At 71.7% G+C, this 26195-nt stretch carries 20 protein-coding genes and 1 tRNA gene; 10 read left to right on the forward strand and 11 right to left on the reverse strand.

Annotation, left to right across the window (positions count from 1 at the left end):
- Positions 1-128 precede the first annotated feature (128 nt).
- A complete protein-coding gene (locus ACZ5GT_RS29275) occupies positions 129-347 on the reverse strand; it encodes an FmdB family zinc ribbon protein (protein ID WP_469031948.1) in 219 nt (72 codons plus the stop codon).
- 40 nt (positions 348-387) lie between these two features.
- Positions 388-1764 carry a hypothetical protein gene (locus ACZ5GT_RS29280; RefSeq protein WP_469031951.1) on the reverse strand — a complete coding sequence of 459 codons (1377 nt, stop codon included), beginning with the start codon at positions 1762-1764 and terminating at the stop codon, positions 388-390.
- Positions 1765-1916: 152 nt separating this feature from the next.
- Between ACZ5GT_RS29280 and ACZ5GT_RS29285 the strand changes: the two genes are divergently transcribed.
- Positions 1917-1988, forward strand: a tRNA-Val gene (locus ACZ5GT_RS29285).
- 54 nt (positions 1989-2042) lie between these two features.
- Here the strand turns inward: ACZ5GT_RS29285 and ACZ5GT_RS29290 are convergent.
- Positions 2043-2390 (reverse strand): hypothetical protein, encoded by a 348-nt coding sequence (locus tag ACZ5GT_RS29290; RefSeq protein ID WP_469031953.1) that lies wholly within the window; start codon positions 2388-2390, stop codon positions 2043-2045.
- Between the two features lie 103 nt (positions 2391-2493).
- On the opposite strand from ACZ5GT_RS29290, the gene ACZ5GT_RS29295 reads away from it, so the two are divergent.
- Positions 2494-3006 (forward strand): GNAT family N-acetyltransferase, encoded by a 513-nt coding sequence (locus ACZ5GT_RS29295; protein ID WP_469031954.1) that lies wholly within the window; start codon positions 2494-2496, stop codon positions 3004-3006.
- A gap of 3 nt (positions 3007-3009) precedes the next feature.
- Here ACZ5GT_RS29295 and ACZ5GT_RS29300 read toward each other — a convergent pair whose 3' ends face one another.
- Positions 3010-3906: a ketopantoate reductase family protein gene (locus tag ACZ5GT_RS29300; RefSeq protein WP_469032095.1), complete on the reverse strand. Its 897-nt coding sequence runs from the start codon at positions 3904-3906 to the stop codon at positions 3010-3012.
- 94 nt (positions 3907-4000) lie between these two features.
- Here ACZ5GT_RS29300 and ACZ5GT_RS29305 point away from each other — a divergent pair, with 94 nt between their 5' ends.
- On the forward strand, positions 4001-4225 hold the full coding sequence (locus ACZ5GT_RS29305; protein WP_469031956.1) for a DUF2277 domain-containing protein: 225 nt from the start codon (positions 4001-4003) through the stop codon (positions 4223-4225).
- 31 nt (positions 4226-4256) lie between these two features.
- Here ACZ5GT_RS29305 and ACZ5GT_RS29310 read toward each other — a convergent pair whose 3' ends face one another.
- The 3 genes from ACZ5GT_RS29310 to ACZ5GT_RS29320 form a co-directional block, all read right to left on the reverse strand.
- Complete coding sequence (locus tag ACZ5GT_RS29310; RefSeq protein WP_469031960.1) at positions 4257-4868, reverse strand: DedA family protein; 612 nt, start codon at positions 4866-4868, stop codon at positions 4257-4259.
- 206 nt (positions 4869-5074) lie between these two features.
- Positions 5075-6712 (reverse strand): alkaline phosphatase D family protein, encoded by a 1638-nt coding sequence (locus ACZ5GT_RS29315; protein ID WP_469031963.1) that lies wholly within the window; start codon positions 6710-6712, stop codon positions 5075-5077.
- 178 nt (positions 6713-6890) lie between these two features.
- Positions 6891-7535 (reverse strand): HNH endonuclease family protein, encoded by a 645-nt coding sequence (locus ACZ5GT_RS29320; protein ID WP_469031967.1) that lies wholly within the window; start codon positions 7533-7535, stop codon positions 6891-6893.
- 384 nt (positions 7536-7919) lie between these two features.
- On the opposite strand from ACZ5GT_RS29320, the gene ACZ5GT_RS29325 reads away from it, so the two are divergent.
- Together ACZ5GT_RS29325 and ACZ5GT_RS29330 are read left to right on the forward strand one after the other, a co-directional pair.
- Positions 7920-8501: a TMEM165/GDT1 family protein gene (locus tag ACZ5GT_RS29325; protein WP_469031970.1), complete on the forward strand. Its 582-nt coding sequence runs from the start codon at positions 7920-7922 to the stop codon at positions 8499-8501.
- Between the two features lie 320 nt (positions 8502-8821).
- Positions 8822-9487, forward strand: a complete 666-nt coding sequence (locus ACZ5GT_RS29330) for an HAD family hydrolase (RefSeq protein WP_469031971.1) — start codon at positions 8822-8824, stop codon at positions 9485-9487.
- Between the two features lie 235 nt (positions 9488-9722).
- Here the strand turns inward: ACZ5GT_RS29330 and ACZ5GT_RS29335 are convergent, their stop codons facing one another.
- On the reverse strand, positions 9723-10577 hold the full coding sequence (locus ACZ5GT_RS29335) for a peptidoglycan-binding domain-containing protein (protein WP_469031973.1): 855 nt from the start codon (positions 10575-10577) through the stop codon (positions 9723-9725).
- Positions 10578-10697: 120 nt separating this feature from the next.
- Here ACZ5GT_RS29335 and ACZ5GT_RS29340 point away from each other — a divergent pair, with 120 nt between their 5' ends.
- Complete coding sequence (locus ACZ5GT_RS29340) at positions 10698-12725, forward strand: MDR family MFS transporter (RefSeq protein ID WP_469031975.1); 2028 nt, start codon at positions 10698-10700, stop codon at positions 12723-12725.
- Here the strand turns inward: ACZ5GT_RS29340 and ACZ5GT_RS29345 are convergent.
- Positions 12649-13212: a GNAT family N-acetyltransferase gene (locus ACZ5GT_RS29345; protein WP_469031977.1), complete on the reverse strand. Its 564-nt coding sequence runs from the start codon at positions 13210-13212 to the stop codon at positions 12649-12651. The genes ACZ5GT_RS29340 and ACZ5GT_RS29345 overlap by 77 nt on opposite strands.
- A gap of 140 nt (positions 13213-13352) precedes the next feature.
- Between ACZ5GT_RS29345 and ACZ5GT_RS29350 the strand changes: the two genes are divergently transcribed.
- On the forward strand, positions 13353-14036 hold the full coding sequence (locus ACZ5GT_RS29350; RefSeq protein WP_469031979.1) for a hypothetical protein: 684 nt from the start codon (positions 13353-13355) through the stop codon (positions 14034-14036).
- 370 nt (positions 14037-14406) lie between these two features.
- Here the strand turns inward: ACZ5GT_RS29350 and ACZ5GT_RS29355 are convergent, their stop codons facing one another.
- Both ACZ5GT_RS29355 and ACZ5GT_RS29360 read right to left on the reverse strand, forming a co-directional pair.
- On the reverse strand, positions 14407-14604 hold the full coding sequence (locus ACZ5GT_RS29355; RefSeq protein ID WP_469031981.1) for a hypothetical protein: 198 nt from the start codon (positions 14602-14604) through the stop codon (positions 14407-14409).
- The gene (locus tag ACZ5GT_RS29360; RefSeq protein ID WP_469032098.1) at positions 14598-20747 is read right to left on the reverse strand and encodes a DNRLRE domain-containing protein; all 6150 of its coding nucleotides are present in this window, start codon (positions 20745-20747) and stop codon (positions 14598-14600) included. Before ACZ5GT_RS29360 ends, ACZ5GT_RS29355 begins: the two co-directional genes overlap by 7 nt.
- A gap of 1096 nt (positions 20748-21843) precedes the next feature.
- Here ACZ5GT_RS29360 and ACZ5GT_RS29365 point away from each other — a divergent pair.
- The 3 genes from ACZ5GT_RS29365 to ACZ5GT_RS29375 all read left to right on the forward strand — a co-directional run bounded on the left by ACZ5GT_RS29365 (position 21844) and on the right by ACZ5GT_RS29375 (position 26089).
- Positions 21844-23037 (forward strand): RNA-guided endonuclease InsQ/TnpB family protein, encoded by a 1194-nt coding sequence (locus ACZ5GT_RS29365; RefSeq protein WP_469031983.1) that lies wholly within the window; start codon positions 21844-21846, stop codon positions 23035-23037.
- A 149-nt stretch (positions 23038-23186) separates the two neighbouring features.
- Entirely contained in the window at positions 23187-23579 is a 393-nt protein-coding gene (locus ACZ5GT_RS29370) for a hypothetical protein (RefSeq protein WP_469031985.1), read from the forward strand.
- A 464-nt stretch (positions 23580-24043) separates the two neighbouring features.
- Positions 24044-26089 (forward strand): bifunctional glycosyltransferase 87/phosphatase PAP2 family protein, encoded by a 2046-nt coding sequence (locus ACZ5GT_RS29375; RefSeq protein WP_469031987.1) that lies wholly within the window; start codon positions 24044-24046, stop codon positions 26087-26089.
- Positions 26090-26195: the final 106 nt, after the last annotated feature.

Genomic DNA, 26195 nt, shown 5'->3' on the forward strand with positions numbered 1-26195 from the left:
CGAAGGATCCGCCCTCCTCTCCCCCCCCCCTCCCCCCCCCCCCCCCCCCCCCCCCCCCCCCCCCCCCCCCCCCCCCCCCCCCCCCCCCCCCCCCCCCCCCCCCGCCCCGGCTCGACAGAGTCGTGCCGTCAGCCGCAGCAGCCGCCTCCGCAGCAGCCGCCTCCGCCACCGGCGCGGGGGGCCGTCGCGGGGGTGGCGGCCGTGCCGCCCACCGCGACCGTCGACAGGAGCTTGACCGTGTCGTCGTGACCCGCCGGGCAATCGGCGGGGGCGGAGGACTCCGCCATCGGACGGCTCAGTTCGAAGGTGTCGCCGCAGGTCCGGCAGCGGTACTCGTAGCGAGGCATGCGCACAGGTTAACCGGCCGGGCGCCATCGCCACAGGGCCTCAGTGGCCGGTCCCGCGCTCCTCGCGGATCTGCGCCACCACCCGCGCCACCGTCTGCCGCACCGCCTCCGTCTCCGTCAGGAAGTGCCAGTAGTCGGGGTGCCGCCCCTCCAGCGTGCCGATCGCCCGCTCCAGCCGCGCCACCGCGTCGTCCAGCGGACGCGCGTGCCGCGGGTCGGGCGTGTTCCGCCCGGACATCGCCAGCCGCTGCGCGTCGCGGATCGCGAACCGCGTCCGGTCGATCTCCTGCCGCGGATCCTTCTGCACGGCGTTCAGCCGCCGCAGCCGGTCACCCGCCGCCGACACCGACTCGTCGGTCGTGTTCAGCAGCGCCCGCACGGTCGCCAGCAGCGCGGTCGCGTCCGGCCAGCGCTGCGCGTCCCGCGCCGCCTGCGCCTCCCGCAGCTTCAGCTCGGCCTGCCGCACGCTCTGCGCCGCCTGCTCCGGCACGTGCTGCAGGTCCTGCCAGCACGCCGCGGTGAACCGTCGCCGCAGCTCGCTCAGCACCGGCTCTACCTGCTCGGCCCGCGTGGTCAGCGCCTGCGCGCGGGTGCGCAGCGACACCAGCCGGTGGTCGGTCTCGGCCGCCGTCTCCGGCAGCCGCTCCGCCTCCGCGCGGATCGCCCCGGCCTCCCGCGCGACCCGTTCGGCCCGCTCCAGGGTCTGCGGGACGCCGTGCTTCCCGGCGCCCTGGTTCAGCTTGGTCAGCTCCGGGCCGAGAGCGGCGAGGCGGGCCGCGAGGTCGTCCGCCTTCAGCCCCGACTCCCGCACCGCGTCCAGGGCGTTCGACGCGGCCAGCAGACCCTGCCGCGCCCGTTCGACCGCGGGGGCGAGCCGGGCGAGCTGGGTCTCCGCCTTCCCCAGCAGCGGGCCGAGCCCCTCCCCGAACCGGTCCAGCTCCTGCTTGACGCGGGTCAGCTCGTCCTTCGCGGCGGTCAGTTCGGCGCGCGCGCGTGCGGCGACCGACGCCTCCAGGTCGTCCCGGTCCAGATCGTGGGCGTCGACGGCGTCGATGTAGCGGTGACTGGCCTCGTCGATACGACGGCTGATCGCCTCGAAGTCCGAGACCGCGCGCCGGGCGGCCGGGGAGTCGTCGACGGCCGTGATCGTCTCGATCGAGATCCGCAGGTCGCGCTGGGCGGTGTCGAGCTCGTAGAACGCGGCCGCCGCGGCGTCCTTGGCGGCCTGCGCCTCCGCCCGCTGGCTCTCCGAACGCCCGCCGAACCAGCGCCGGGTGCCCCCGCCGGCGAACGCCGCGGGCAACGCCAGCGCGGCGACGAGCGGGAGGGCGACGAGAGCGAGCGCGTCCGACAGGGCGGAACGGCGACGTGCGCGCGGCACCGTCGGCGGGTACGGCTGCGAAGGTGTCGCCGTCACTTCCCTCTCCCCGTGTTGTCATCCGGCCAGGCCGGTGCCCGCATTCATTGTCCCACTGGTGGAGGACGAACACACGAGCCGATCAGTTCGCCGTGCGGCGATACGGGATTGCGGGGCACGGCGCAGGGCAAGGTAGGCTGTCGACTCGTCTCGGGTGCGTAGCTCAGGGGTAGAGCGCCTGCCTTACAAGCAGGATGTCGGCGGTTCGAAACCGTCCGCGCCCACGTGATGGGAAGACCCCGGCCGGGTGCGGCCGGGGTCTTCTCGTGTGTGGGGGCTCAGGCGTCCTTCTGCTCGCCGGGCTCCTCGTGGGTGTGCTTCAGCTTCGTGCGGGCGTCCACGCGCTCCGCGGACGCCACGTCCGCCCAGAAGCGGTGGGTGGTGACGAAGACGGCGAGTTCGTGTTCGCGCTGCCGGAGCTTCTCGACCTCGGCCTGTTCGTCGGCCGACCAGCCGGGGGAGGCGGGGCGCTCCACCTTGCGCCAGCCGCCGCCGTCGCTGAAACCGTCCAGGGGCTCGACCGACCAGGGCAGCCGCTTGAGCAGGGCCGACAGCTCGGCCCTGACCTGGTGCAGCTCCTCCTGACCGGCGAGAAGGTCACTCGGAAAGTCATAGGTCGTAGCCACGAAGCAATGCTACGCCTGTTCGAATTTGGGATGCGAGTTTCCTTCCGGCGGTTCACGCGAACGAGTGGGGCCGTTGTCAGAGGCGGCGGCTAGGGTCGGCCGCATGGACAGCGCGGGCGGGGAACGGGCGCGGCTGGAGCCGTGGGGCGAGCAGGATCTCTGGCTGCTGCGGCGGCTCAACAGCCCGGAGATGACGGAGTACTTGGGCGGACCGGAGAGCGAGGAGAAGCTGCTCGACCGGCATCGCCGCTATCTCGAACTCGACGACGGACGGATGTACCGGGTCGCGCTGGCGGACAGCGGGCGGACCGTCGGCTCGATCGGCTTCTGGGGCCACGACTGGCAGGGCGGCGCCGTGTGGGAGACCGGGTGGGGCGTGCTGCCCGAGTTCCAGGGGCGGGGGCTGGCCGTGCGGGCGGCCCGGGCCGTCGTCGACGAGGCCCGGGCCGCCGGCGGGCCCCGGAGTCTGCACGCCTTCCCGAGCGTGGCGCACGGCGCGTCGAACGCCGTGTGCCGCCGGGCCGGGTTCACCCTCCTCGGCCCGGTCGACTTCGAGTACCCGAAGGGGCGCTGGATCACGTCCAACGACTGGCGGATCGACCTGTCGGCCGGGTGACCGTCAGCCCCCGGCCAGCTCCCGCACCAGCCGGCACGTCACCGGCACGTCCACCCCGTGCCGCTCGGCCGCCCGCAGCAACGCGCCGCCGATGGCGTCCAGTTCGAGCGCGCGTCCCGCTTCGGCGTCGCGCTGCATGGACGACCTGGTCTGCGGCGGGAAGGCGTCGTAGCGGGCCAGGGCCTGCGCCGCACCGGCCGGTCCGCCGCACGCGCGGCTGACCGCCGCCGTCTCCTCCACCAGCGCCGTCAGCTCCTCGCGATGCCGGGTGCGCACCTCGCCGAGCGGGAGCCGGTAGCGGGTGGTGAGCAGCGCGAACGGCGCCAGGAACGACATCTTCGCCCACAGCGCCGCCGTCTCGTCGTCCAGCACCCGGGTCACCGGCCCGGCGTCGCCCAGGACCCGGGCCTGCGCGTCGAGGCGCGCCCGGTCCACGGCGTCGCCGGTCAGGTCGATCTCGGCGAACGGGCTGCCGTGTTCGATGACGCCCGGCGCGACGCGGGTGGACTCCACCCGGATGACGGCCGGGGCGACCAGTCCGGGGCGGTAGCGGGCGCGCAGCGCCGCGGGGTGCTCCACGCCGTTGAGGAACGGTACGAGCAGGCCGTCGCCCAGTGTTCCGGGCGGCACGCGGTCGAGCGCGGCGTCCAGGGCGGTGTGCTTCACGGCGACCAGGCACGCGTCGACCGGTTCGCGCAGCACGGTGTCGGCCTCGACGCGGGCGGTGAAGTCGCCGTACAGGCCGCTGCGGACGCGGATTCCGGAGGTGCGCAGCGCGTCGGCGGTGTCCTCGCCGGCCAGGCAGATCACCCGGTGCCCGGCGCGCGCCAGGAGTCCGGCGAGCAGGCCGCCGATGCCGCCCGGGCCGAGGACGGCCACGGTGAGTTCGTCGTTCGCCATGGTGTGCAGGTTCCCTTCGTCGGTCGGCCCCGTAGCGGTGGCCGCCTCGGCAGGGATCATCGCAGGATTCGCGGGCGTGCGGGAGACTGGTGCCATGTGCCGGAGCATCAAGACCCTGCGCCCGCCCGCGTTGCCCGAGGAGGCGACGGAGGAGGAGATCCGGGCCGCCGCCCTGCAGTACGTACGGAAGGTGTCCGGGTTCCGGGCGCCCGCCGCGCACAACCGGGAGGTATTCGACCGGGCCGTCGACGCGGTCGCCGCGGCCACGGCGGAACTGCTCACCGGGCTGGAGGTACGGGGGCAGCGGGTGAGCGGTTAGGCGTGCTGTCCCGGGACCCGGTCAGGAGAGGTCAGGAGACCTTCACCGGCCGGCGCACCACGTACCCCGCGCCCGCGCCCGCGGCGCACAGCGCCGCCACGGACACCCCGGTGGCCAGCCAGGTCGCGCCCAGCCACTGGCCGCCGAAGTAGCCCAGGGCGACGCTGTAGGCGGCCCAGGTCAGGCCCGCCAGGGCGGACCAGGGCAGGAAGTCGCGGGCCCGGCGGCGGGCGGCGCCGGCGCCGAGGGAGACGACCGAGCGGCCGGCCGGGGCGAACCGGGCGAGGACGACCAGGGCGCCGCCGCCGCGGGCGAGGGCCGCGCCGAGACGCTCCTGCGCGCTGGTCAGCCGGCGGGAGCGGGCGATGGTGTTCGCCAGGCGCTCGCCGCCGCGCCAGGCCAGCCGGTACGCCGCCAGGTCGCCGAGGACGGAGGCGAGGGCCGCGCACAGGGTCAGCGCCAGGATGTCGGGGACGTCGTGCGGCACCTGGCCGGTCGCCGAGCCCGCCGCGGCGGCCGTGGCTGCGGCTATCACCAGCACGCCGCTCGGCAGGACCGGCAGGAACACGTCCAGCAGGACCGACAGCGCCACCATGGCGTATATCCAAGGGCTGCCGGTCAGCGACCCCATACTCTCCAGCACCGCAACTCCCCGTGAACTCCCCCGTCGGCCAGACCGTGCCGCGACGTCGCGGGGGAGCGGCAGGGGCGGCCGAACAACAGCCATACAGCGTACGCCCGGGGTGTGACAGGAGGTTCACGGGGGCTGCGTGTGTCCGGCACGGAATGTTCACTCCGCTGCGTTCCGTTGCGCTGCGGTTCGGGGCCGCGGTACGGGGTCGCCGTCGGTCAGGTGGTCAGGATCGAGTCGCGGACGGTCCTCAGCGACCCGTCCGCCTGTGCCTGCTCCAGCCGCAGGCGGGCCGAACGGCCTTGCAGTGTCAGTGTCATCAGCTGGTTGCCGAACCAGGGGCCGCCCGTCTTGCGCCAGTTGACCGGCGGCCGCTCGCCGCCCGCGTGCCGGGCGAAGCCGCGGCCGAGGACGCGGGCCGGCGCGCTCCAGCCGAAGCGGAAGCCGAGCCGCATCGACAGGGGGACGGAGTTGTGGACGGGGGAGCAGGTCAGTTGCATGACCCGGGCGGACGGGGAGCCGGCCGGCCAGGTCGCCTCCGCGACGTACGCGTGGTGGACGTCCCCCGACAGCACCAGCACCGTCGCGGGCGCCCCGGGGCCGTTGCCGGTCTCGGCGATCAGTCCGCACAGCGCGTCGAAGGAGGCGGGGAAGGCCGCCCAGTGTTCGAGGTCGGCCGCCTGCCGCAGCCGCTCCCCGATCCGGGCCCAGCGCGCGCCGCGGTCCCCCCGGCACAGGGCCGAGCTCCACGCCTCGGCGTCGTGCACCAGGTGCGGCAGCAGCCAGGGCAGGGAGGTGCCGAGCAGCAGGTGGTCGTAGGAGTCCGGCCCGTCGAGGACCTGTTCGCGCAGCCATCGCGCCTCGCCGGGGTGCAGCATCGCGCGGTCGTCCTCGTCGAGGACCCGGGTCGCCCGCGAGTCCACCATCAGCACCCGGACGCGGCCGAAGTCGCGCCGGTAGCTCCAGCGCGCCGAGGCGGGGTCGGCGTCGGCGCGGCAGGCGAAGGCGCGCAGCGCGTCCGTGCCGTCCGGGGCGGCGCGGACGGCCGCGTACAGCGGGTCGGCGGCGAGTTCGGCGGGCGCGAGGTTGCCGAGGTGCTGGTGCACCCAGTACGACATCAGGCCGCTCAGCAGCCGCTCCCGCCACCACGGTGTGGCGCGCATGCCGGCGAGCCAGGCGGCGGAGGTGTTCCAGTCGTCGATGACGTCGTGGTCGTCGAAGATCATGCAGCTGGGCACGGTGGACAGCAGCCAGCGCACCTCGGGGTCGAGCCACGATTCGTGGTACAGGCGGGTGTACTCCTCGTAGTCCGCGACCTGGCTGCCGGGAGGCTCGCGCAGGTCCCGCCGGGCGGCCAGCCAGCGCCGGGTCGCGTCCGAGGTCTCGTCCGCGTACACCTGGTCGCCCAGCAGGAGCAGTACGTCGGGGCGCTCGCCGTCCGGGTCGGCGGCGATGCGGACCGCCAGCGAATCGAGGGCGTCGGGGCCGACCGGGTCCTGGCGGGCGGCGGCGGGCGGGGCGGCCCAGCGGCAGGAGCCGAAGGCGACGCGGAGGGCGTCGTCGGGGCGCGGGGTGCGGATGACCGAGGGCGGGAAGCCGGAGAAGGGGGCGTCGGGCAGCGGCCACACGCGCGTGCCGTCCAGGAACACCTCGTACGGCGTCGCGGTGCCCGGGGCGAGGGCGGTGACCGGGACGAGGGCGTAGTGGTGGCCGGCGATCTGGAAGGTGCGGGCCGCGCCGCGTGCGCCGTCCGCGCAGCGCACCTCGGCGGTGCACGGGCGGCTCGTCTCGACCCAGACGGTCGCGGACGAGCCGTCGACGTACCTCAGCAGCGGTCCCAGGCGCAGTCCGGACACGTGATCGCCCTCCTCCGTCGCCCCGTACGGTACGGGGCGACGGAGGGAACGGGGAGGTACCGGCGGTCACGTGTCGATTCCGGAGGTCCTGCGGTCCGGTCCTGCGGTCCGGTCCTGCGGTCCGGTCCTGCGGTCCTGCGGTCCTGCGGTCCGGTGGTCCGGCGTGGCGTGGCGTCGGTCAGCAGGCGGAGAGGTAGTTCGTGAGCGCCGTCTTCTCCGCCGAGTCGACCGAGAGGTCGTAGTAGTACTTGACCTGGACCCAGGCGCGTACGTACGTGCAGACGTACGCCGACCGGGACGGGACCCAGGTGGCCGGGTCCTGGTCGCCCTTGGCCTGGTTCACGTTGTCCGTGACGGCGATGAGCTGCGGGCGGGTCAGATCGTTGGCGAAGGCCTGGCGCTGGGCGGTGGTCCAGGCGCTTGCCCCGGAGTCCCAGGCCTCGGCGAGCGGGACCAGGTGGTCGATGTCGAGGTCGGAGGCGGCGGTCCAGGTGGCGCCGTCGTAGGGGGAGTACCAGCTGCCGCTGGTGGCCGCGCAGGAGGAGTCGGTGACGACGTTCGAGCCGTCCCGCTTCAGCACGGTCTCGCGGGTGTTGCAGGTGCCGCTGATGGTGATCCAGTGCGGGAACAGGTCACGGCTGTAGCCGGTCCGGTTCTCGGTGGCCACCGTGAGGGAGGCCAGGTAGCTGCGGGCGGTGGACGCGCTGACCGGTGTGGGGAGGGCCGCGGAGGCGCTCGGGGAGTTGAACAGCGCGGCGGAGGCTATCAGGCCGGTCAGTGCCGCGAGTATGCTGAGCCGTCGACGCGCGTAGAACTTCGGCATGCGAACTCCCTGGAGTCGTGGGGGCGTTGGGGTGCGAGCGAGGGAATGCTCGCGACGCCGTGTTGCGGGGAGGTGTGTGGCGGGTAAGAAGCTAATGACGCGTGCATGACATGACAAGGCGTGCGGGGGAATTCGGTCGCGGGGGCGTCGCGTACCATGGGCCGTGCAGAAGGGGAGTAGCTCTTCGCCGGACCGTCGACATACTGCTCAGCTCGCCTGAGCCGGCGCCCGGAGGCAGGTCCCGTGGACCTCGCCAGCGAGACCTTCGGCCAGCAGTGCACGCCCGTGTCCTACGGCACGGGCGCCCAGTGTGCTGCCGCGCCGAGGTGTCCTCCCGGAAGGTCCAGCACTCTCGGCGGGGCGGCCCCGACCGATTGAGGAACCTTGATCAGCTTCACCGTGTTGGCGCTCACGTTCGGCGTCGTCTTCCTCGCCGAACTCCCGGACAAGACCGCCCTCGCCGGACTCGTGCTCGGCACCCGGTACCGCGCCTCCTACGTCTTCGCCGGCGTCGCCGCGGCCTTCGTGCTGCACGTCACCCTGGCCGTCGCGGCCGGCAGCGTGCTGACGCTGCTGCCGCAGCGGATCGTGCACGCGCTGACCGGCGTGCTGTTCCTGGGCGGCGCCGCGATGCTGCTCTTCAAGAAGGGGGACGACGACGAGGAGATCCGCAAGCCGGAGGACCAGTCCTTCTGGAAGGTCGCCGGCGCCGGTTTCATGCTCATCCTCGTCGCCGAGTTCGGGGACCTCACGCAGATCATGACGGCCAACCTCGCGGCGCGGTACGACAATCCGCTGTCCGTGGGGCTGGGGGCCGTGCTGGCGCTGTGGTCGGTGGCCGGGATAGGCATCGTCGGCGGGCGGGCGCTGATGCGGCGGGTGCCGTTCTCGCTGATCACGAAGGTCGCGGCGCTGCTGATGACGGGGCTCGGCGTGTGGAGCCTCTGGGAGGCGGTTCGGGGCTGAGCGCTCGGCTGAGTGCTCGGCTGACGGCGGCCGAGTGCGGGGGTGAGGCGCGGGGGCGGGGTGCGGGGGTGAGGCGCGGGCTGCGGGGGTGGGGTGCGGGCTGCGGGGCTGGGGTGCGGGCTCGGGCTGCGGTGGTGGCTGAACGCCGGGTGAACTCTCGCTGTGGGTGGTGGCGGGATTCCGCTGGGTTTTGTATCGTGAGGGAACAAAGTGGCTCCCGCTCGTTTTCCCTGACCGGCGGGCGGGGCCGCCTTGTCTCCGCGGGGCGCCCCGGCCGTGTCCACCCGCCCCGTCCTCATGACTGCGCCCTGGAGTTGCCGATGACGGTCACCACCGTGCCCAGCGTCCTCACCGCCCGCGCCCTGCTGCTGGACATGGACGGCACGCTCGTCGACTCCGACGCGGTGGTCGAACGCTGCTGGCGGCGCTGGGCCGAGCGGCACGCGCTGGACGGGGACGAGGTCCTGAAGGTGGTGCACGGGCGGCAGGGGTACGCCTCGATGGCGCTGCTGCTGCCCGGCCGGCCGATGGAGCAGAACCTCGCGGACAACGCGCGGATGCTCGCGGAGGAGACGGCCGACATGGACGGCGTCGTCGCCGTGCCCGGCGCCGCGGAGTTCCTCGCGTCGCTGCGGGGGGTGCCGCACGCGCTGGTCACCTCGGCGGATGTCGCGCTGTCGACGGCCCGCATGACCGCGGCGGGGCTGCCGCTGCCGGACGTACGGGTGACCGCGGAGTGTGTGGGGGCCAGCAAGCCCGATCCCGAGGGGTTCCTGAAGGGGGCCGCCGCGTTGGGGGTCCGGCCTGAGGAGTGTGTCGTCTTCGAGGACTCCGCGGCCGGTATCCAGGCCGGGCGGGCCGCGGGGATGCGGGTCGTGGGGGTGGGGGCGCGGGCCGGCTTGCACCGGCCCGATGTGGTGGTGCCGGATCTGACGCGGGTGCGGGTGGAACGGGTCGGCGGCGGGGTGCGGGTGGCCGTTCGGTAGGGGGTGCCTGCGGCGGGCGGGCGGGCGCGGGCGGTGGGTGCGCCAGTGCCTGCGGCGCCTGTGCGGGTCTCGGGGGGTGCGCGTTGCGCCGACGGTGGGGGGAAGTCGGGGCCGGGCCGGGGGCGTCCGTCCTCGGAACGGCGCGGAATCGGTGGGCTCGGAGGTGCTGGGGTTGACGCGCCAACCGCTGCGGGCGGACACCCCCGCCCCGTCCCCTTCCCGCCGTGGGCGGCTGTCAGCCGTCCGGGGTCTCCGCCTCCAGCCTCGTACGGGTCTCCGGGCCGTAGACGCCCAGCTCGTCCGTCGTGATGCCGCGGCTCCACTGGTAGACGCGTACGGCGTTCTCCACCCGCGCGTCGAAGTCGCCGCCGGTGTCGCCGTCGTAGAGGTAGAGGCGGCGCAGGCGGAGCTGGAGGTCGGTCACCTCGGGGCCCTGGTCGCCGAGGCGCAGCACCTGCACCGGCTGGGGGGAGACGGTGGCCGCCTGGACGGTGCCGGTCGCGATGATCGTCGAGGGGGTGCCGGTCGGCGTGGGGGAGGGGGAGGGCGTGGTGGTGGGGGTCGGTGAGGCGGTCGTCGCCGACGGGGATGCCGACGGGGACGGGGGTGCGGCGGGGGGTGCGGGCGTGGACGGGGTGGTGGTCGGCTCGCTCGTCGTCGGGTCCGGCACGCTCGCGCGTATGTCGTCGGGGAGCGCGGTGTCGCGGGACGGCGTGTCGTACGAGAACAAGCCACTGGCCACCGTCGCCGTGGTGACGGCGGCGACCGCCGCGGCGACGACGACCAGTGCCGCGCGGCGGCCGCGGTGCGGGCGGTTCTCCTGCTCGGGCGGCTGGTCGTCGAAGAGTCCGTCCGCTTCCGGCTCGTCCGGCGGGAAGGCCAGGAGGGTCGGCGGGGGCGGTTCTTTCGTGTCGGCGGCCAGGTTCACGTACGGGCGTATCCGCAGCGGGTCGAAGTCCTCCGCCGCTGCCGCCTCCGCCTTCCGGGCCTCCCGCAGGGCCTGCGACGCGCGCTGGGCGCACGGGCAGGACGGAGTGTTCTCGGCCGTCCTCGGCGCGCCGCATTCCGGGCAGCCGTTCGGTTCCGTCACGTGTTGGTCCCTCCCCCTCCAGAGATTATGCAGATCTCCTTCACGGCCGGGGCTCGACAGGCCATAACCGGCCATCCGAACGACGATGGAAGCCGGCTTCCGACTCCTCGGGAGGGCTCCATGGCCGTGAGCGCGCAGGGTGTGACGGACGTGCGGGACGCGCCGCACGTGCCGGGGAACGTGCCGGCGTCGATCGGCGCCCTGCTCCTCGGGATGCTGCTCGCCGCCCTGGACCAGACGATCGTGTCGACCGCGCTGCCGACGATCGTCAGCGACCTCGGCGGGCTGGAGCACCTGTCGTGGGTGGTGACCGCCTACCTGCTCGCCTCGACCGCCGCCACCCCGCTGTGGGGCAAACTGGGCGACCAGTACGGACGCAAGCGGCTGTTCCAGACCGCGATCGTGATCTTCCTGGTGGGTTCCGCGCTGTGCGGCACGGCGCAGGGCATGGGGCAGCTCATCGCCTTCCGGGCACTCCAGGGTGTGGGCGGCGGCGGGCTCATGGTGCTGTCCATGGCGATCGTCGGCGACATCGTGCCGCCGCGCGACCGGGGCCGCTACCAGGGGCTGTTCGGGGCCGTGTTCGGGACGACCAGTGTGCTCGGGCCGCTGCTCGGCGGGCTGTTCACCGAGCAGCTGAGCTGGCGGTGGGTCTTCTACGTCAATCTGCCGGTCGGCGTGGTCGCGCTGGCCGTGATCGCGGGCGCGCTGCGCATTCCGCGCAGGGGCGCCCGGCACGTGATCGACTACCTCGGTACGTTCCTGATCGCGTCCGTGGCCACCTGCCTGGTGCTCGTCGCCTCGCTGGGCGGCACCACGTGGGCGTGGGGGTCCGCCGAGATCGTCGGGCTCGTGGTGCTGGGCGTCGGGCTCGGCGTGGCGTTCGTGCTCGTGGAGCGGCGGGCCGCCGAGCCGGTGCTGCCGATGAAGCTTTTCGGCCTCCGCACCTTCAGCCTTTCCGCCGTCATCAGCTTCATCGTCGGCTTCGCCATGTTCGGGGCGATGACCTACCTGCCGACCTTCCTTCAAATCGTCCACGGCGTGACGCCGACCATGTCCGGTGTGCACATGCTGCCGATGGTGGCCGGCATGCTGCTGTCGTCGACCCTGTCCGGGCAGATCGTCAGCCGCACCGGGCGGTGGAAGGTGTTCCCCGTCACCGGCACGGCCGTCACCACGATCGGGCTGCTGCTGCTCCACCGGCTCGACGAGACCAGTTCCACGGCTGAGATGAGTTCCTGTTTCTTCGTGTTCGGGCTGGGGCTGGGGCTCGTCATGCAGGTGCTCGTGCTCATCGTGCAGAACGCCGTGTCGTACGAGGACCTCGGCGTCGCGACCTCCGGCGCGACCTTCTTCCGGTCCATCGGGGCCTCGTTCGGTGTCGCCGTCTTCGGGACGGTGTTCGCGGGCCGGCTGGACGACAGGCTGACCAACGCCTTCCGGGGCGTGGCGGGGGTCTCCGCCGACGCGCTCAAGTCCGACCCGCGGGGGATCACCGCCCTGCCGGCCTCCCTGCGCCCGGCCGCCCTGCACGCGTTCGCGCAGTCCATCACCGACGTCTTCCTGTACGCCGCCCCCGTCGCCTTCCTCGGTTTCGTGCTCGCCTGGTTCCTGAGGGAGGACCGGCTGCGCGGGTCGGTCACCGCCCCCGACGTGACCGAGACGCTGGCCAGCAATCCGGTGGAGCGGTCGTCGTACGACGAGGTGTGCCGCGCGCTGTCCGTGCTCGGCACCCGGGAGGGACGGCGCCAGATCTACCGGGAGATCACCGAGCGGGCCGGGTACGACCTGCTGCCCGCCGCGAGCTGGCTGCTGCTGCGGATCAAGAAGCACGGGACGGTCGAGCCGGGCCTGCTCGCCGAACGCAGTTCCCTGCCGCTGGCGGTGGTGATCGCCGCCGTCCGGCAGGTGGAGGAGCGGCGGCTGGCCGAGCGCGAGGGCCTGGACCTGGTGCTGACCGCGGAAGGGCTGGAGGTCGCCGAGCGGCTGGCGCTGGCCAGGGAGGAGTCCCTGGCCGCACTGCTCGGCGACTGGTGGGGGCCGGGCCGGCCGACCGATCTGGCTCAGCTGGTCAGGGAGTTGACCGGGGAACTGTGCGGCTCGGACCGTGAGCAGCCGCAGAACGGGGCCCCGCCGCGGTTCGGTTGAGCAGCTCCTTGGCGAACCAGTGCTCGGCGTACGGGTCGTCGTTGTGCGGCTCGGTCTCGGTGTAGCCGAGGCGGGCGTACAGGGCGCGGGCCTCCACCAGGTCGCCGCGGGTGTCGAGGATCAGGCGCGTGGCGCCCAGCGCGCGGGCGGCCTCCTCCGCCGCGCGGACCAGGAGCGGGGCGCCGCCCCTGCCGCGCAGCTCCTCGCGCACGAAGACGCGGGTCAGTTCGGCGGTGGCCGGGTCCAGGATGCGTACGCCCGCCGAGCCGGCCGGTTCGCCGTCGTGCCGGGCGATCAGCAACCTGCCGGTGGGCGGGACCAGTTCGGCGCCGGTGTGGGCGGCGATCTCGCGCTCCAGCTCGGCCGGGTCGGTCCGGCGCCCCTCGTGCAGCAGGTACCAGCGGTCGCTGACCTCGGTGTAGTACGCCCGCCACAGGGCGACCGCGGCCGGGGAGTCGGGGGCTTCCGGGGCGATGGTCCAGGTCATGCCGTTCATTCTGCGGAGGCGGTGGGCGGTGGGCGCAACCGGATTCGGGCGGGGCGCGCCGGGGCCGCAGTTTGAGCGGTGTCTCGCGGGCAACCCGATTGCAGAACCGGCCCGTTGGGCCGACACAACGGAAGGCATCCATGTCCACAGGCATGATCGTTGCTTTGATCGTGATCGTGGCGGCCGTGGTCGTTGTCGCGGCCGTCCTGACCCTGCGCTCCCGGAGCCCGCGCGGCGGCCGGGACCTGAAGCGGCGTTTCGGGCCCGAGTACGACCGCGTCGTGGCCCGGCACGGCGGGGACGCCGAGGCCGCCGAACGCGAACTCACCGAGCGGGTGGAGCGGCACGGATCGCTGCGGAAGCGGCCGCTGGAGACGGCGCGGCGGCAGGAGTTCGAGGCGCGCTGGGCGGCCGCGCAGGAGCGCTTCGTCGACTCGCCGCGTGAGGCGGTCGCCGAGGCCGACCGGCTGGTCGCCGAACTCGCCGCGGAGCGCGGCTTCCCCGACGGCGGCCAGTACGAGGAACAGCTCGCCGCCCTGTCCGTCCACCACGCCCACCAGGTGCACGGCTACCGCCGGGTGCACCGCGCCGCCCAGCTGCCCGTGAACGCCGGGGGCGAGGGCGAGCGGGCCGGCACCGAGGAGATGCGCGCGGCCATGGTCGAGGCGCGCTCCCTGTTCGAGGAACTGATGACCGACTCCCGGCACGAGGGCGGCCTGCGCCGCGCAGGGAGCGACGACCAGGAGAGTCGGGCGGGCCGGGCGCCCGCCGAGCGCAAGGCCGCGCCGTGGGGGTTCGGCCGACGTCACCCGAAGGAGGGCTGAGACAGATGTCCGACGTGACACGCCCGGTCGCGAAGGGCGTAACGCCTCGGGCTTCCGCGACCGCGAGAACCAGCAGTCTCGGTCACGTTGTCGTAACCACCCGGCGGAGCTGACGGCAGCCACAGCCCCACTGAATTTCATGCCAGGCTTCGACCTGTCGTGAGTGCGTCATTACCAGGGGCTCGTCTGGCGAACCTTCCAGGCCGACGCCACCTGGGCACAGGCCGACACGCAGGCGCACGAAACCTGTGCTTCGCAGCGTTCCCCAGCGGTGGCGTGGGGACCTGGGCGACCGTGCCGCAGGTCCATGACCGTGGGCAACGAGAACCGGGGCGCTCCACGAGTGGGGCGCCCCGGCCGGTTTCCGACGTCAGTCCCTGCCGGTCCTGCGGAAGCGTCGCGTCGCGTCGACGACGAACGAAGCGCAGCCCACGGCCAGGACCACAGCGAGGGCCGCCTCGTGCTGGACCGCGAGGGTGATGGCCAGCGTCGCCAGGACGGCGGCGGCACCTATCTCGGCGGTCAGCGCGAGCCGACGCTTCGCCGCGTCAGTCGGTTGATTCAGCATTTACGCGTCCAGATGGTCGGCGGGATGGGAATGAACACATTGCCTCCCAGTCTGACGACCCCGGAGATGATGGAGGTGCACTTTCCGCGAGCCACCGCGTACGCGGCCACTGTGGTGAAGTACCAGAGGTAGCCACGGATGACGGTGATGGCGTGCTTCCATGTACCGGGAATCCACTTGATGTCCTTCGCCCAGCCGACGAACGCCGCCGCGCTTCCGGTGCCGAACGCCACCCAGCGGGTCTCGGACTTGTTCAGCTCGAGCTTGATGAAGTACTGCGGGGACCACCACGGCTTCCACCAGCGAACGCGCAGCTTGCCGGTGAGGTCGGTGCACCCGATCGGATCGCCGCCGCAGTACTCGTAGGCGTTCTCGTTCCCGCCGTAGACGGGGTCGACCGAGAGGAAGCGCCCGGTGTCCGGGTTGTAGAGGCGTACACCCATGAGCATGAGTGAACTCACCGTCTCGGATGACCGCTGGTGGTTGCCCAGCCAGCCGTAACGCGTGGCCTGCTGTCCCTCCCTGCTCCTCCCGTACTCGTCGCTGTCGAGGGCGACGGGCGCCGTCGAGGCGTCCAGCGGGAGCCGGAGCGCGACGTCCCCGTGCACTGAGGTGAACTGGATGACCGTTCCGCCGGACTTGGCGGTCGTAGCACCCAGATCACCGCTCGCAGAGCGGACGTTCCGGGTCACCAGACCGCTCGACGCGTTCTCCACGATCCAGCGGGGGTTGTCGCCGTCGTCGTCGTAGTGGTTGAGCTTCGACGCGGTCTCGCTCCAGGTGCTGCCGTCGGCCGAGGTCTCCAGCGTCCAGCCCCGGAAGCGGTGCAGGGCGTCCAGGGACCAGGTCTGACGGTTGCCCGAAGAGGTCTGCTGCCGGACGAGATCATTGGTGTAGTAGCTGATGGTGCCGTTGCCCGGCGCCGCCGTGGTCCGGCCCAGGGCGTCGTAGGTGTAGCCCGAGTCGGTGATGCGGTCGTAACTGTCGTAGGTGTGGCTCTGAGTGGTTCCTCCGGCGGTGGGGCATGCCGCGCCGGCGTCGGCGGTTGCGGTGCTCAGCGAGGTGCGGTTGGCACGCTTGTCGAAGGTGTAGGAGCGCCTGGTGCAGAGGGTTCCGACCGTGTCGTCGACCGACGACAGACGACCGGCGGCGTCGTATCGGTAGTTCTGCTCCGACCAGCCCGCGTGCCGCAGCACTTGTCCGTGCGCGGACCGGGCGACGGTGTCGGTGTAGACCGAGACACCGTCGCTGTCGCGGGTGTAGGCGCGGCTGACGACCGCTCCCGTGGGGTCCGTGCCGACGGCCAGCGTGTAGCCGCCTGGCAGCTTCTCCGCGGTCACGGCACCGTCCGCGTTGTACGTGGCGCCGAAGTCACCGGCGACCGAGTCGCTCACCTTCGTCAGCACACCGCGTGGGTCGACCGCGGTGTCGTAGGTGTACGTGACGGTGGACGGGACGCTGTCGGACTCTTTGACGACCCGGTCGAGCAGGTCGTACTCGGTTGTGGTGGTCCCGCCATCGGCGTCGGTGTAGGAGATCTGCCGGCCGAGGGCGTCGTAGGCCTTGGTGACCGTCCCTCCGGTGTTCGAGCTGATCTTGGTGACCTGGCCGGATTCCGGGTCGTACGTGGTGGTGGACACCGGCACTGCGTTGCCCAGGCTGCCGGTCACCGTGGTCGTGGTGGGTCGGCCGGCCGCGTCGTATTCGACGACGGTCGTACGGGCCTCGCCGTTGGCGCTCTCGGTGCGCTTGGTGACGTTGCCGTAGTAGCTGTACTCGCTGGTCGCGCCGGGCGCCTCGGTGGGGTTGCCGCCGCCGCCTGTGATCGCGCCCGCGGGTCCGGCCCAGCACTCCAGGCCCGCCCATTCGGGACGTCCCTCGCACCAGCCGGTACCGGTCGCCTTCCAATACGCGACGACCCTGGACGCGGCGTCCTCGCCCGTCCCGCCGGGCGGCACGACGTCCGTGACTCGGCCTTCGGCGTTGTACGCCGTAGTAGTCGTGAGGTTCAGGCCTCCCGGGTCCTCGATGGTGTGGGTGGGCAGACCCTTGGTCCAGTCGTACTGGGTCTCGGTGACCCGTTTGTCACCCATGACCGAGTAGTGGTCGCGCACCCGCACGCCGGTGATGGCAAGGGTGATCTGGTTCTTCGCGACCGCCGTTCCGTCGGTGGGACGGCCCTCGTCGAATTCGTTGACCGTCCAGCTGCGGCCGGGAATCGAGGAGCCCGCCTCGGCCAGCACGGTGCCGCCGTCTTTGAGGTCCTCCGTCAGGTCCAATCGGTGCAGGGGACCGAACACCTCCTCCACGCGGGTGCCCGACTCGTTGTGGAGCGTCGTGGTGGAGAGCAGGTGCGCCCGCTCGGCCGAGGACAGGGCGATGATGCCCAGGTCGGTCAGGGCCGCGTCCCGCGCGGTGGTTCCGCCGAGTGCCAACTCGCGGTTGGCTGCAGACAGTTCGCGTACGACGCCACCGAAACGGTTGTATTCGACGGTAGAGATGTGCCCCCCCGGGGCGCCCGCGTTCACCTGACGGCCAGAGGCGTTCAGGTAGTAGACGTCCGCCCGCTGGTAGTCGTTGTCGCCCAGGTCGTCACCTGAGTTCGAGGCGGGCACGGAGTCGGCCGGAAACACGGCGGTGGCGTCGGTGGGCGCATCGCTCTGACCCCAGGCCGCAATGCTCGTGGCGCCCATCGAGTACGGCGCCTTGGTGCCGCTGAGCGGAACGCCGTAGACCACGCTGGTGACGGAGTTGCCGTCGGTCTCGTCGGTCGACCCCTGCTTCAGGCGCGGGTGAGAGACAGCCAACAGCATGCCCTCGCCGGCCGCGGAACCGCTGCCCGCATTGCCATAGGAGAAGGTGTACGGCAGTTGCCCGGCCGGGTCGAGCCAGGTGATCCGGTCCTGTTGGTAGGCGTACTGAGTCTTCGCCTGTTGACCGATCCGCGGGTCCCAGGTCTGGCGCAGCCGTCCCTGGGAGTCATAGCGGTAGGCGGCCACGGAGGTAGCGCTCGCAGCGCTCGCGCCGGGCTCGGTGGCCCACAGCCGGATCTGCTTGACCTGGCCGGTGAAGTCACCGAATTCGGCATCGGTTTCCGTGCCGGTGGCCGTGGTGGACGTGGCATACACGAACTCCAGGACGCGGCAGCCCTTGGTCGCGGGATCGGCTTCGCACGCGGCCGTGGTGGCAGCGGACGTCGGGGCGATGATCTGCTTGGGGCGGGCCAGTGTCTTGCCGTCGACTTCCACGGTCTCGGAGGAGACTGTAGTGGTCGAGTTGGCGAGGCCGTTCAGCAGCGAGCCGGTCACCTGCCAGGTCGTCGAGGCAGTGGCCGGCTTGGCGAAGGTGGTCACCGTGCCGTTGGTGTCGGTCAGGGTGAAGGACCCGGAGAAGGCGCCTTTGAGTGTCAGTGCCTCGGCTCCGGGTTCTCCGACCCAGCCGGTCTGCCCCGCGTTCGCGGTGAAGCTCAACTGCCGCTGGTCCTGCGTCACCACCCGCACGGCCGTGTCGGAGATCTTCTCCAGGTAGGTGTAGTCGGACTGGGATACCGCCGCGACCGTGCCGGAGGTCCACTCCTTGCCGAAGATGGCGGCCTGGCCCTCCTGCTGGGCGCCCTCGCCGGGGGCGCGTGAGGAGATGCCGCGGGTGACGCTCATGCCGAAGAACGAGGCATCCTCGGCCGAGAGTGTGTAGTCACCGGTGAGCAGGTTCAGCGAGCCGGGTCCGATGTCGGTCGTCGACGCCGCGTCGGCATTGCGGTCCACGACGACGGTCAGCGGATCTGTGCTGCCGGCGGCCGAGTCCGGGCCGGTGAAGTCGGCCTTGATCTGGACCGAACCGTCTGGGTCCACGGTGTTGGTCGTGTTCCACACGAGCGCGGAATTCCTGCCGTTGGTCAGGGCCACCGGCCAAGCGGTCAGCGCAGTGCCGCCGGAGGTGACGTCACCGACCGGGATCTTCACCCAGTCGTCGGCCTCCGAGCGCCGCCAGGAGAACGACACCTCGTCGTACTTGCCCGACTCGGCCTCGGCGACGAGCGGCAGCCGACGTGCGGTCCGCTCACCTTCGGACGGCTGGAGGAAGCCACCCGGTCCGGCGTGGAAGACGTATTCCTTGGCCTCGGACTTGTTGTCCGCCTTGTCCGCTGAGCGGACCCGCAGCGTGTGCGTGCCGTCCTTGGGCGGGGTCACGGAGAAGGACACCGGGCTGGTGGTGCCGCCGGTGGCGACCTTGGTCCAGGTGGTGCCGTCCAGCGACCACTCGATACCGTTCTGGTCCCCGCTGGGCGGGGTCACGGTGAACGTGCCGGCCTGGCCGGCGCCCTTGACCCACTGGCTGGTGGGGTAGTCGGTGGAGGTCACCGACGTGGGCGCTGAAGGGGCGGAGGTGTCGACGGTGAAGGTCTCCCACGCCGACCATGCGGTGTTGTAGTGCGTGCCGTCATAGGGGTTGGTACGGAACTTGTATGTCGTGCCGTTGGTCAGGAGCCCGGACGGCACGGTCACCGACGCGGGCTGCCCGGACGGGACGTACGGAGAGACCAGATAGTTGCCGACCCGGGTGTTCGTGGCCGCGTCGTTGATCTCGAAGGTGCCGTCGACCTTGTCACCGTCGGAGTCGGCGAAGGTGTCGCGCAGCGTCGGGGTGGTCGTGTTGACGTACCAGGTGCCGTCGGTGTCCTGGAAGAACGGCGGGCCTGCCTGCCGGTCGGTGCCGGTCCTGGGCCGGTAGTTGTAATTCACGACCAGCTTCGGAGGGTTGGAGACGGCGTTGGCGGAGTTCAGCCGCTTCCACTGCTCCACCACCGACTCGTCCGACGCTCGCAGGCCCATGTGGCTACGGGTGGCCTTGGCCGAGGCCCACTCCTGCACCAGCGTGGACACATCAGCGTTGATCCAGCCATCCGGTTGGGTCGAGCAGCCCGGGTTGCCGGTGGTCTCGGTGGAAGTGGCCTTCTTCGCGATCCACGACGGCTGCGCGGTCCAGCGCGAGGACGTGGACGCCGCGTCGGTCGACCACACCTCCCACGGGTAGGGCTGGCAGTCGGTGTCGGCCGAGTGGAAGTTCCACAACGACAGTGTCGCGCTCTGGACCAGCGCGTCCCGGATCGGCGTGGTGTCCCAGGAGATGAAGGACCGCGCGGTGCGCGGGGTGCCGTCCGCGTTCGTGGTGCCAGGGTTACCCAGGTCCAGCTCGGTGTCGCTGGACCAGTCGACGGTCTCGCCCCGCTGCACGTAGGTGTCGAAGACGTTCGACAGCGAGGAGGTCGACGGGTCCACGGTGACCGGGTACTTGGTGTCCGGGTCGGCGAGGAACTTCGCGTCCGGGGTCACCACCAGGTCGATGGAGGAACCCTTCCGCACCACCTTCAGGCCGACCCTGGACTTGTGGGTGTGCTCGCCGGACCGCTTGTCGACGGTGGCGTCCCACATCACCGGAGCGGGCATCACCGCCCGCTTCTTGTTCTTCCTGTCCGTGAACAGCACACTGCCATCGGACAACTGCTTGGCCTTCAGCCCCTTGGCCTTCAGCGGCAGCGTATAGGAGTAGTCGCCGGCCCCGGGGCGCTGCTTGATCCGCACGTACTGCTCGAAGCCCGTCCGCGTGGCCTGTAAGACCAGGTCGGCACCGGGAACGGCGTTGACGTAATCAGCCCGCGTACCGTCCAGCTTCGGCTTGGGCAGACCGCCCTTCCATTGCAGCGTGACCTGCTGGTCACCCTCGCCCAGCGTCACCAGATCGGTGGCCTTGGCCGTGCGCGCAGCCTGCAGCGACTGCGCCGGAGCCCCGGACTTGCCCGCCAGACGCAGCCCGCGCGGATGCGCCTTGGCCTCGACCGTCCCGTCCGGGTTCTGGACCAGGTTCACATCGACGTTGCGCCACTCTCCCGTGGCCTCGTCCTTGAATCGGATCGGGCCGGCGGTGAGTGCGGTGGTGAGCGAACCGTCCTTGTTCACCCAGGTCGTCGAGGTCTCCGTACGCTCTGACAGCGCCTCCACCCGCCTGCCCGACAGCCGGGCCGCCACACGCGCGGACGGAATGTCAGCCGCCTGCGTAGCCGCCGCCCTCTTCCTCGGAGCCTTTGAGCCTTGAGGGGCGGAGGCGGCCGCAGCGTACGCGCCATCAAGCAATGTGACGGTCAGGGCAAGGGCCACGGTCCCCGCTATCCAGCCGCCCCCGGACCAAGGACGTCTGCGTCTACCAGACGCAGGCTTACGAACCATCACAGATCTCCAATTTTTGACATGACAGCTTCACGTATGTGACGCAGTCGTGAAGCTACCTTGATCCAATAGATGGCAAACCTTGATTCACCAGCGGGTTTCCGCCACCGATCGGTGTCACTGTTCACCCGTCCCCGTCCCCGTCCCCGTCCCCGTCCCCGTCCCCGTCCTCTGTGTCGGAGGACGGGGACGTCTGGGTTCACAGGACTGGAGGTTGCGGGTCGTCCTTCTCTCCTGAGGGAGAGCAATGCTCAGGGCTTGTGGATTGGCTCGGGGAGGACGTGCCTTACCAGGTGATCGATAGGTTGCCGAGCAGGATCGGTGTTCGCGGCACCGGTCGGGAAAGCACGTCCGTGCTCAGCGCAGTGAACGACTACGACGCCACTGCAAACGGCTCCTCCTTGATCGATGGGATCATCCGGGAGGGCACGAGACGGAAGGCGGCCGCTGTGCTGGAGGGTGAAGTAATCGTTTATATGGCCGAGTTGGCCGACGAGTGCGACGAACTCCGCGGCCTCCTCGGCCCGGCCCGGTCAAACCAACCCTTTTCTCTGCCGGAGGCATGCACGTTATGGAATGCCTGGAGGCCAATTGCATAACGCCCGCCAGTGGAGGGCAATTCGCGCCGGGGTGCGCGAAGAGAGTTCGGGCGCAGCGATTTTCGGCTGCGGAGGCAGAGCAAGCGGCGGCGACACCGAGCAAGTGTGGCTCGCCCCGCGGGACTACCGCGCGCCGGCCGAACGCCTGCTACACGGGTGATCTGCGTGCTCGGCCTCCTTGCGCAGGGCAAGGGCCGGCGGCAGGCCGACAGCCCCTCGCGTGCCATCTTCTGCCTGACCCGACAGGGTTCGTCGTACGAGGTGTCCACCGCTCGGCAGGGGGCTTGCCGGTGCCGGGCAGGGCGGCGAAGTCACGGCGCGCCTGTTCGTCGCCGATCTGTTTGTCCACCCAGGATGCGAGCGGGACGCCGGACGGCTTTCTCTCGATCACAAGGTGATGGGCTAGTGTGTGAGCCATGAGGGTCATTGTGAAGCGGGCGTTCAAGTACCGCTTCTATCCGACCGATGCGCAGGCGGCCGAGCTGTCGCGCACGTTCGGCTGCGTGCGGAAGGTCTACAACCTCGCGCTCGCGGCGCGCACGGAAGCATGGACGCGGCAGGAGCGGGTCAACTACAACCAGACGTCGGCGATGCTGACGGCCTGGAAGAAGACCGAGGAACTGGCGTACCTCAACGACGTCTCCTCCGTCCCGCTCCAGCAGGCCCTCAGGCACTTGCAGACGGCGTTCGCCGGCTTCTTCGCCAGGCGCGCAGGGTACCCGCGCTTCAAGTCGCGGAAGAATTCGCGGAAGTCGGCGGAGTACACCACCAGCGCGTTCCGGTTCCGGGACGGTGGGCTGACCCTGGCGAAGATGGCGGAACCGCTGGACATCGTGTGGTCCCGACCCTTGCCCGAGGGGGCTTCGCCGTCCACGGCGACGGTTTCCCAGGACAGCGCGGGCCGCTGGTACGTGTCCCTGCTGTGTGAGGACCCTTCCGTCCAGCCGCTTGCCGCAGGCGGTGAAGCGATCGGCGTGGATGCCGGACTCGACCACCTGCTGACCCTCTCGACCGGCGAGAAGATCACCAATCCCCGGCATGAGCGTCGCGACCGCGCACGCCTGGCCCGAGCCCAGCGGCAGCTTGCCCGTAAGGCCGAGGGCGACGGCGCCAACCGGGCCAAGGCCCGCAGGAAGGTCGCCCGCATCCACGCCCGCATCGCCGACCGGCGACGCGACAGCCTGCACAAGCTCAGCACTCGGCTCGTTCGTGAAAACCAAACGATCGTGATCGAGGACCTCGCCGTCCGGAACATGATGAAGAACGGCAGGCTGGCCAGGGCCATCAGCGATGCGGCCTGGTCGGAGTTCCGGAGCATGCTGGAGTACAAGGCGAAGTGGTACGGCCGCGAGGTGGTCGCGGTCGACCGCTGGTTCCCCTCCTCCAGGCTCTGCTCCTGCTGCGGCAGCCTGCGGGACAGGATGCCGCTGCACGTCCGCGAGTGGACGTGCGACTGCGGGACGACCCACGACCGGGACGTGAACGCTGCGAAGAACCTTCTGGCCGTCGGGCTGACGGTGTCTGTCTGTGGAGCTGGCGTAAGACCTCAACGGAGAACTCCGGGCGGGCAGTCGGCGATGAAGCAGAAAACCCCACGGCGCGAGCTGTAGGAATCCCCCTCTTTCAGGAGGGGGGGAAGTCAAGAGTTCATTGTGCCGGACGGGACACGGCCGGGCGATTTATCATTCCGCGGTGCGCCGACCAGGCAGGCGTACGAGGCGGTTGCAGGCCGTCGAGGGATCGTTCAGGAGGAGCGCACGTGCTCGAACTCACCATGGCCACCGTCTCGGGGGAGGAAGAGGGTGCCACGGCCGGCATGCTCATGGCCGACGCGCCGAGTGAGCCCGGCGCCGTGCTGCGGGTGGGGCGGGACAAGGCGGTGTGCCGTCTGGCGCCCCCCGAGGACTGGCTGTTCGTCTCCCGTGTGCACCTGGAGTTCCGGTGCGGCCCGGAGGGGACCTGGCAGGTGACCTGGCTGCGCGGTTCGCAGCCCGACCCGTCCTCCGAGGTCCGGCTGATCGTCGGGGAGTACGCGCAGACCATCGCCTACGGCGGTCATGTGGCGCTGCCCCCGGGCGGCAACGGCGAGGTCGTCATCCAGGACCGCACCGCGCCGCGCAGCGTGAACGTCGGCTTCTACCACGAGGCCTGACCGGCCACGGCAGTCGCCTTCGGCCGTCCGGCCGTTCCCGCGCGGGACGGGCTGGGCGGCCGATCGGCTGTTCCGGCGCTGTCCCGTCCCGGCCTCGGCTGCGCGCCTCCCCCCGGTACCGGGCCACCGGGCCCGAGCCGCCGCAGCCCGCCCCGGCACCGCCGCCGACGCCCGGAACCCCCGTTCATGGTCTTCCCCCGGACGAGCGACCGGTCGCCGGGCGGCCTGTCCTGACGGACGCGGTCCCGAACCGGCCCGATCGCCGGTCCCGGCGGGGTTCGTGCGGGTTCGGATGTGATCCACCTCGCGCCCGCCGGCAGCGGCACAACCCCCGGCCGACTATCGTCATCCCGATAAAAGGGGGATCGACGCCAGGTGAAGCAGGGGTTGCCTGCGTCTCCCTCCGGGGGCGGTGCGAGCCATAGGGTGCGCATAGGAACGACGGGGCGGGAGGCCGACCAGGCGTGGCGAACGTGGAGCACAGCGGGCGACCGGCGGAAGCCTTCGGGGCGACGGCCGCCGGCGGGGCCGGAGGAGGTCTGCGCGCGACGCGGCTGGGCCTGTGGCTGATCGCGGCGGTCCTCGCGGTACGGCAGGTGGCCGTGGTCCTCGGCACCCCCCGGGGCGACCGGCTGACGGACCTGGAGACCTGGGTCGGCCCCGACGGCGTCCTGCACGTGAAGGGGTCGCTGTACGACTCCACCCGTTTCACCGGCACACCCTTCGGCGGCCTCGTCATGAAGCCGCTCACCCGGGCGGCCGAGCAGGCCCTCGGCTGGGGCTGGACCTTCGGCACGCTGCTGCTGGTCGTCGCGCTCGGGCTGGTCACCGCCCGCGCGCTGCCGCCGCCGGTGAGCAGACGCACCTCCCTGCTCGCCGCGCCCGTCGCGATCAGCCTGCTGATGCTGTCGCTGCCGGTGCGCAACACGCTCTGGCTGGGCCAGACCAGTATCATCCCGGTCCTGCTGGTACTGCTGGGCTGCTTCGTCGTACGCGGCCGGTACGCCGGCGGCCTGCTCATCGGCTTCGCCGCCGCCCTCCAGCCGACGGTCCTGCTCTTCGCACCGCTGCTGTGGTACACCGGCCGCCGCCGCGCCGCCCTGACCACCGGCGCCGCCTTCGCCGCGTGCACCGCGCTGGCCTGGGCGGCGATGCCGCACGACTCGTACACCTACTGGGTGCACCACATGGCGGGCACCGGGCTCGGCGGCGCGGCCGACGACCTCGCCAACCAGTCCCTGCACGGCGCCCTGCTCCGGCTGGGCCTCGCCGGGCCGCTGGAGATCGCCCTGTTCCTGGTGCTCGGCGCCGCCGTGGCCTTCCTCGGGCTGCGCCGCGCCGTGCGCTACGCCCGCGAGGGGCAACTGCTGCTCGCCGTCGCGATCACCGGCTGCGCGGCCATCGCTGTGTCGCCGACCGCCTGGCAGCACCAGCTGCTGTGGGTGCTGCTCGCCGTCGTCGGCCGCGTCGGCAAGCGGGCCTCCGACCGGTACGTGTGGCCGGTCGCCGTGGTCCTGGTGATGACGCTGCCCGCCAGGATGATGCTGCCGAACATGGCGGCCCTGTACGTCCTGCGCGACAACGTGGTGCTGCTCGCCGCCCTCGCCGCGGCGACCGTCGTGCCGTTCCTGTCCCGCACCTCGCCGCACTACCGCTCGCCCGTCCCCACCGAGTACGCCGCTCCGGTCCCGGCCCGCTTCCGCCACGTGCCGCTGCTGCCGGCCCTGCGCCGGGTGCTGACCCGCCCGAACCTGCTCCTGGAACTGCTCCTCATCCGCGTCACCTACGCCGCCTACCAGCAGGTCCGCCTCGCGGCCACCGGCGGCACCATCTCGGGCGGCCGGGCGCGGGCGGAGGCGCACGGCCACCAGATCCTCGGCCTCGAGCGGGTCCTGCACATCGACATCGAGCACTGGGCCAACCACGCGGTCGTCAAGGTCGGCTGGCTGCGCGACTTCTTCGACTTCTACTACGAGTCGTTCCACTTCGTCGTCCCGCTGAGCGTCCTCGCCGTGCTGTACTGGCGCCGCCCGGTCGACTACCGCTGGGCCCGCGCCTCCCTCGGCTTCGCCACGCTGCTGGCGCTGGTCGGCTTCTGGCTCTACCCGCTGGCGCCGCCGCGCCTGCTGCCCGGCCTCGGCATCATCGACACCGTGCACGGCGTGCAGGACTTCTCCAAACCCGACTACGGCACGCTGACCGCCCTCACCAACCAGTACGCGGCGATGCCGTCGCTGCACTTCGGCTGGTCGCTGTGGTGCGGACTGGCCATCGCGGTCATCGCTCCCCGGTGGTGGATGAAGGCGCTCGGCCTGCTGCACCCGCTGTTCACCGTCTCTGCGATCGTGGCGACCGGCAACCACTGGGTGCTGGACGCGGTCGGCGGCGCGGTGGTCGTGGGTGCGGGCTTCGGGCTGACGTACCTGCTGCAGGGGCCGCGCGCCGCGTCGGCCGCGGTCCCGGCGGCCGGCGTGGAACGTGTGCCGGCCAAGGAACCCGCACCCAGCTGACGGCGGTGGCCCCCGGGGGAGGCAGGGGCGGGGCGTAGGGGCGAGGTGTGCTCCTGCCTCCCCCGCGGACGGGCCGGCGGCGCCGGGATGCCGCCGGCCCGAGACG

This window comes from Streptomyces sp. NPDC031340 (assembly GCF_055569945.1).

Coding starts and splice junctions, on each gene's coding strand:
- ACZ5GT_RS29275 (WP_469031948.1), bottom strand. CDS start 347: ATGCCTCGCTACGAGTACCGCTGCCGGACCTGCGGCGACACCTTCGAA.
- ACZ5GT_RS29295 (WP_469031954.1), top strand. CDS start 2,494: ATGGACAGCGCGGGCGGGGAACGGGCGCGGCTGGAGCCGTGGGGCGAG.
- ACZ5GT_RS29300 (WP_469032095.1), bottom strand. CDS start 3,906: ATGGCGAACGACGAACTCACCGTGGCCGTCCTCGGCCCGGGCGGCATC.
- ACZ5GT_RS29305 (WP_469031956.1), top strand. CDS start 4,001: ATGTGCCGGAGCATCAAGACCCTGCGCCCGCCCGCGTTGCCCGAGGAG.
- ACZ5GT_RS29320 (WP_469031967.1), bottom strand. CDS start 7,535: ATGCCGAAGTTCTACGCGCGTCGACGGCTCAGCATACTCGCGGCACTG.
- ACZ5GT_RS29330 (WP_469031971.1), top strand. CDS start 8,822: ATGACGGTCACCACCGTGCCCAGCGTCCTCACCGCCCGCGCCCTGCTG.
- ACZ5GT_RS29340 (WP_469031975.1), top strand. CDS start 10,698: ATGGCCGTGAGCGCGCAGGGTGTGACGGACGTGCGGGACGCGCCGCAC.
- ACZ5GT_RS29345 (WP_469031977.1), bottom strand. CDS start 13,212: ATGACCTGGACCATCGCCCCGGAAGCCCCCGACTCCCCGGCCGCGGTC.
- ACZ5GT_RS29350 (WP_469031979.1), top strand. CDS start 13,353: ATGTCCACAGGCATGATCGTTGCTTTGATCGTGATCGTGGCGGCCGTG.
- ACZ5GT_RS29355 (WP_469031981.1), bottom strand. CDS start 14,604: ATGCTGAATCAACCGACTGACGCGGCGAAGCGTCGGCTCGCGCTGACC.
- ACZ5GT_RS29365 (WP_469031983.1), top strand. CDS start 21,844: ATGAGGGTCATTGTGAAGCGGGCGTTCAAGTACCGCTTCTATCCGACC.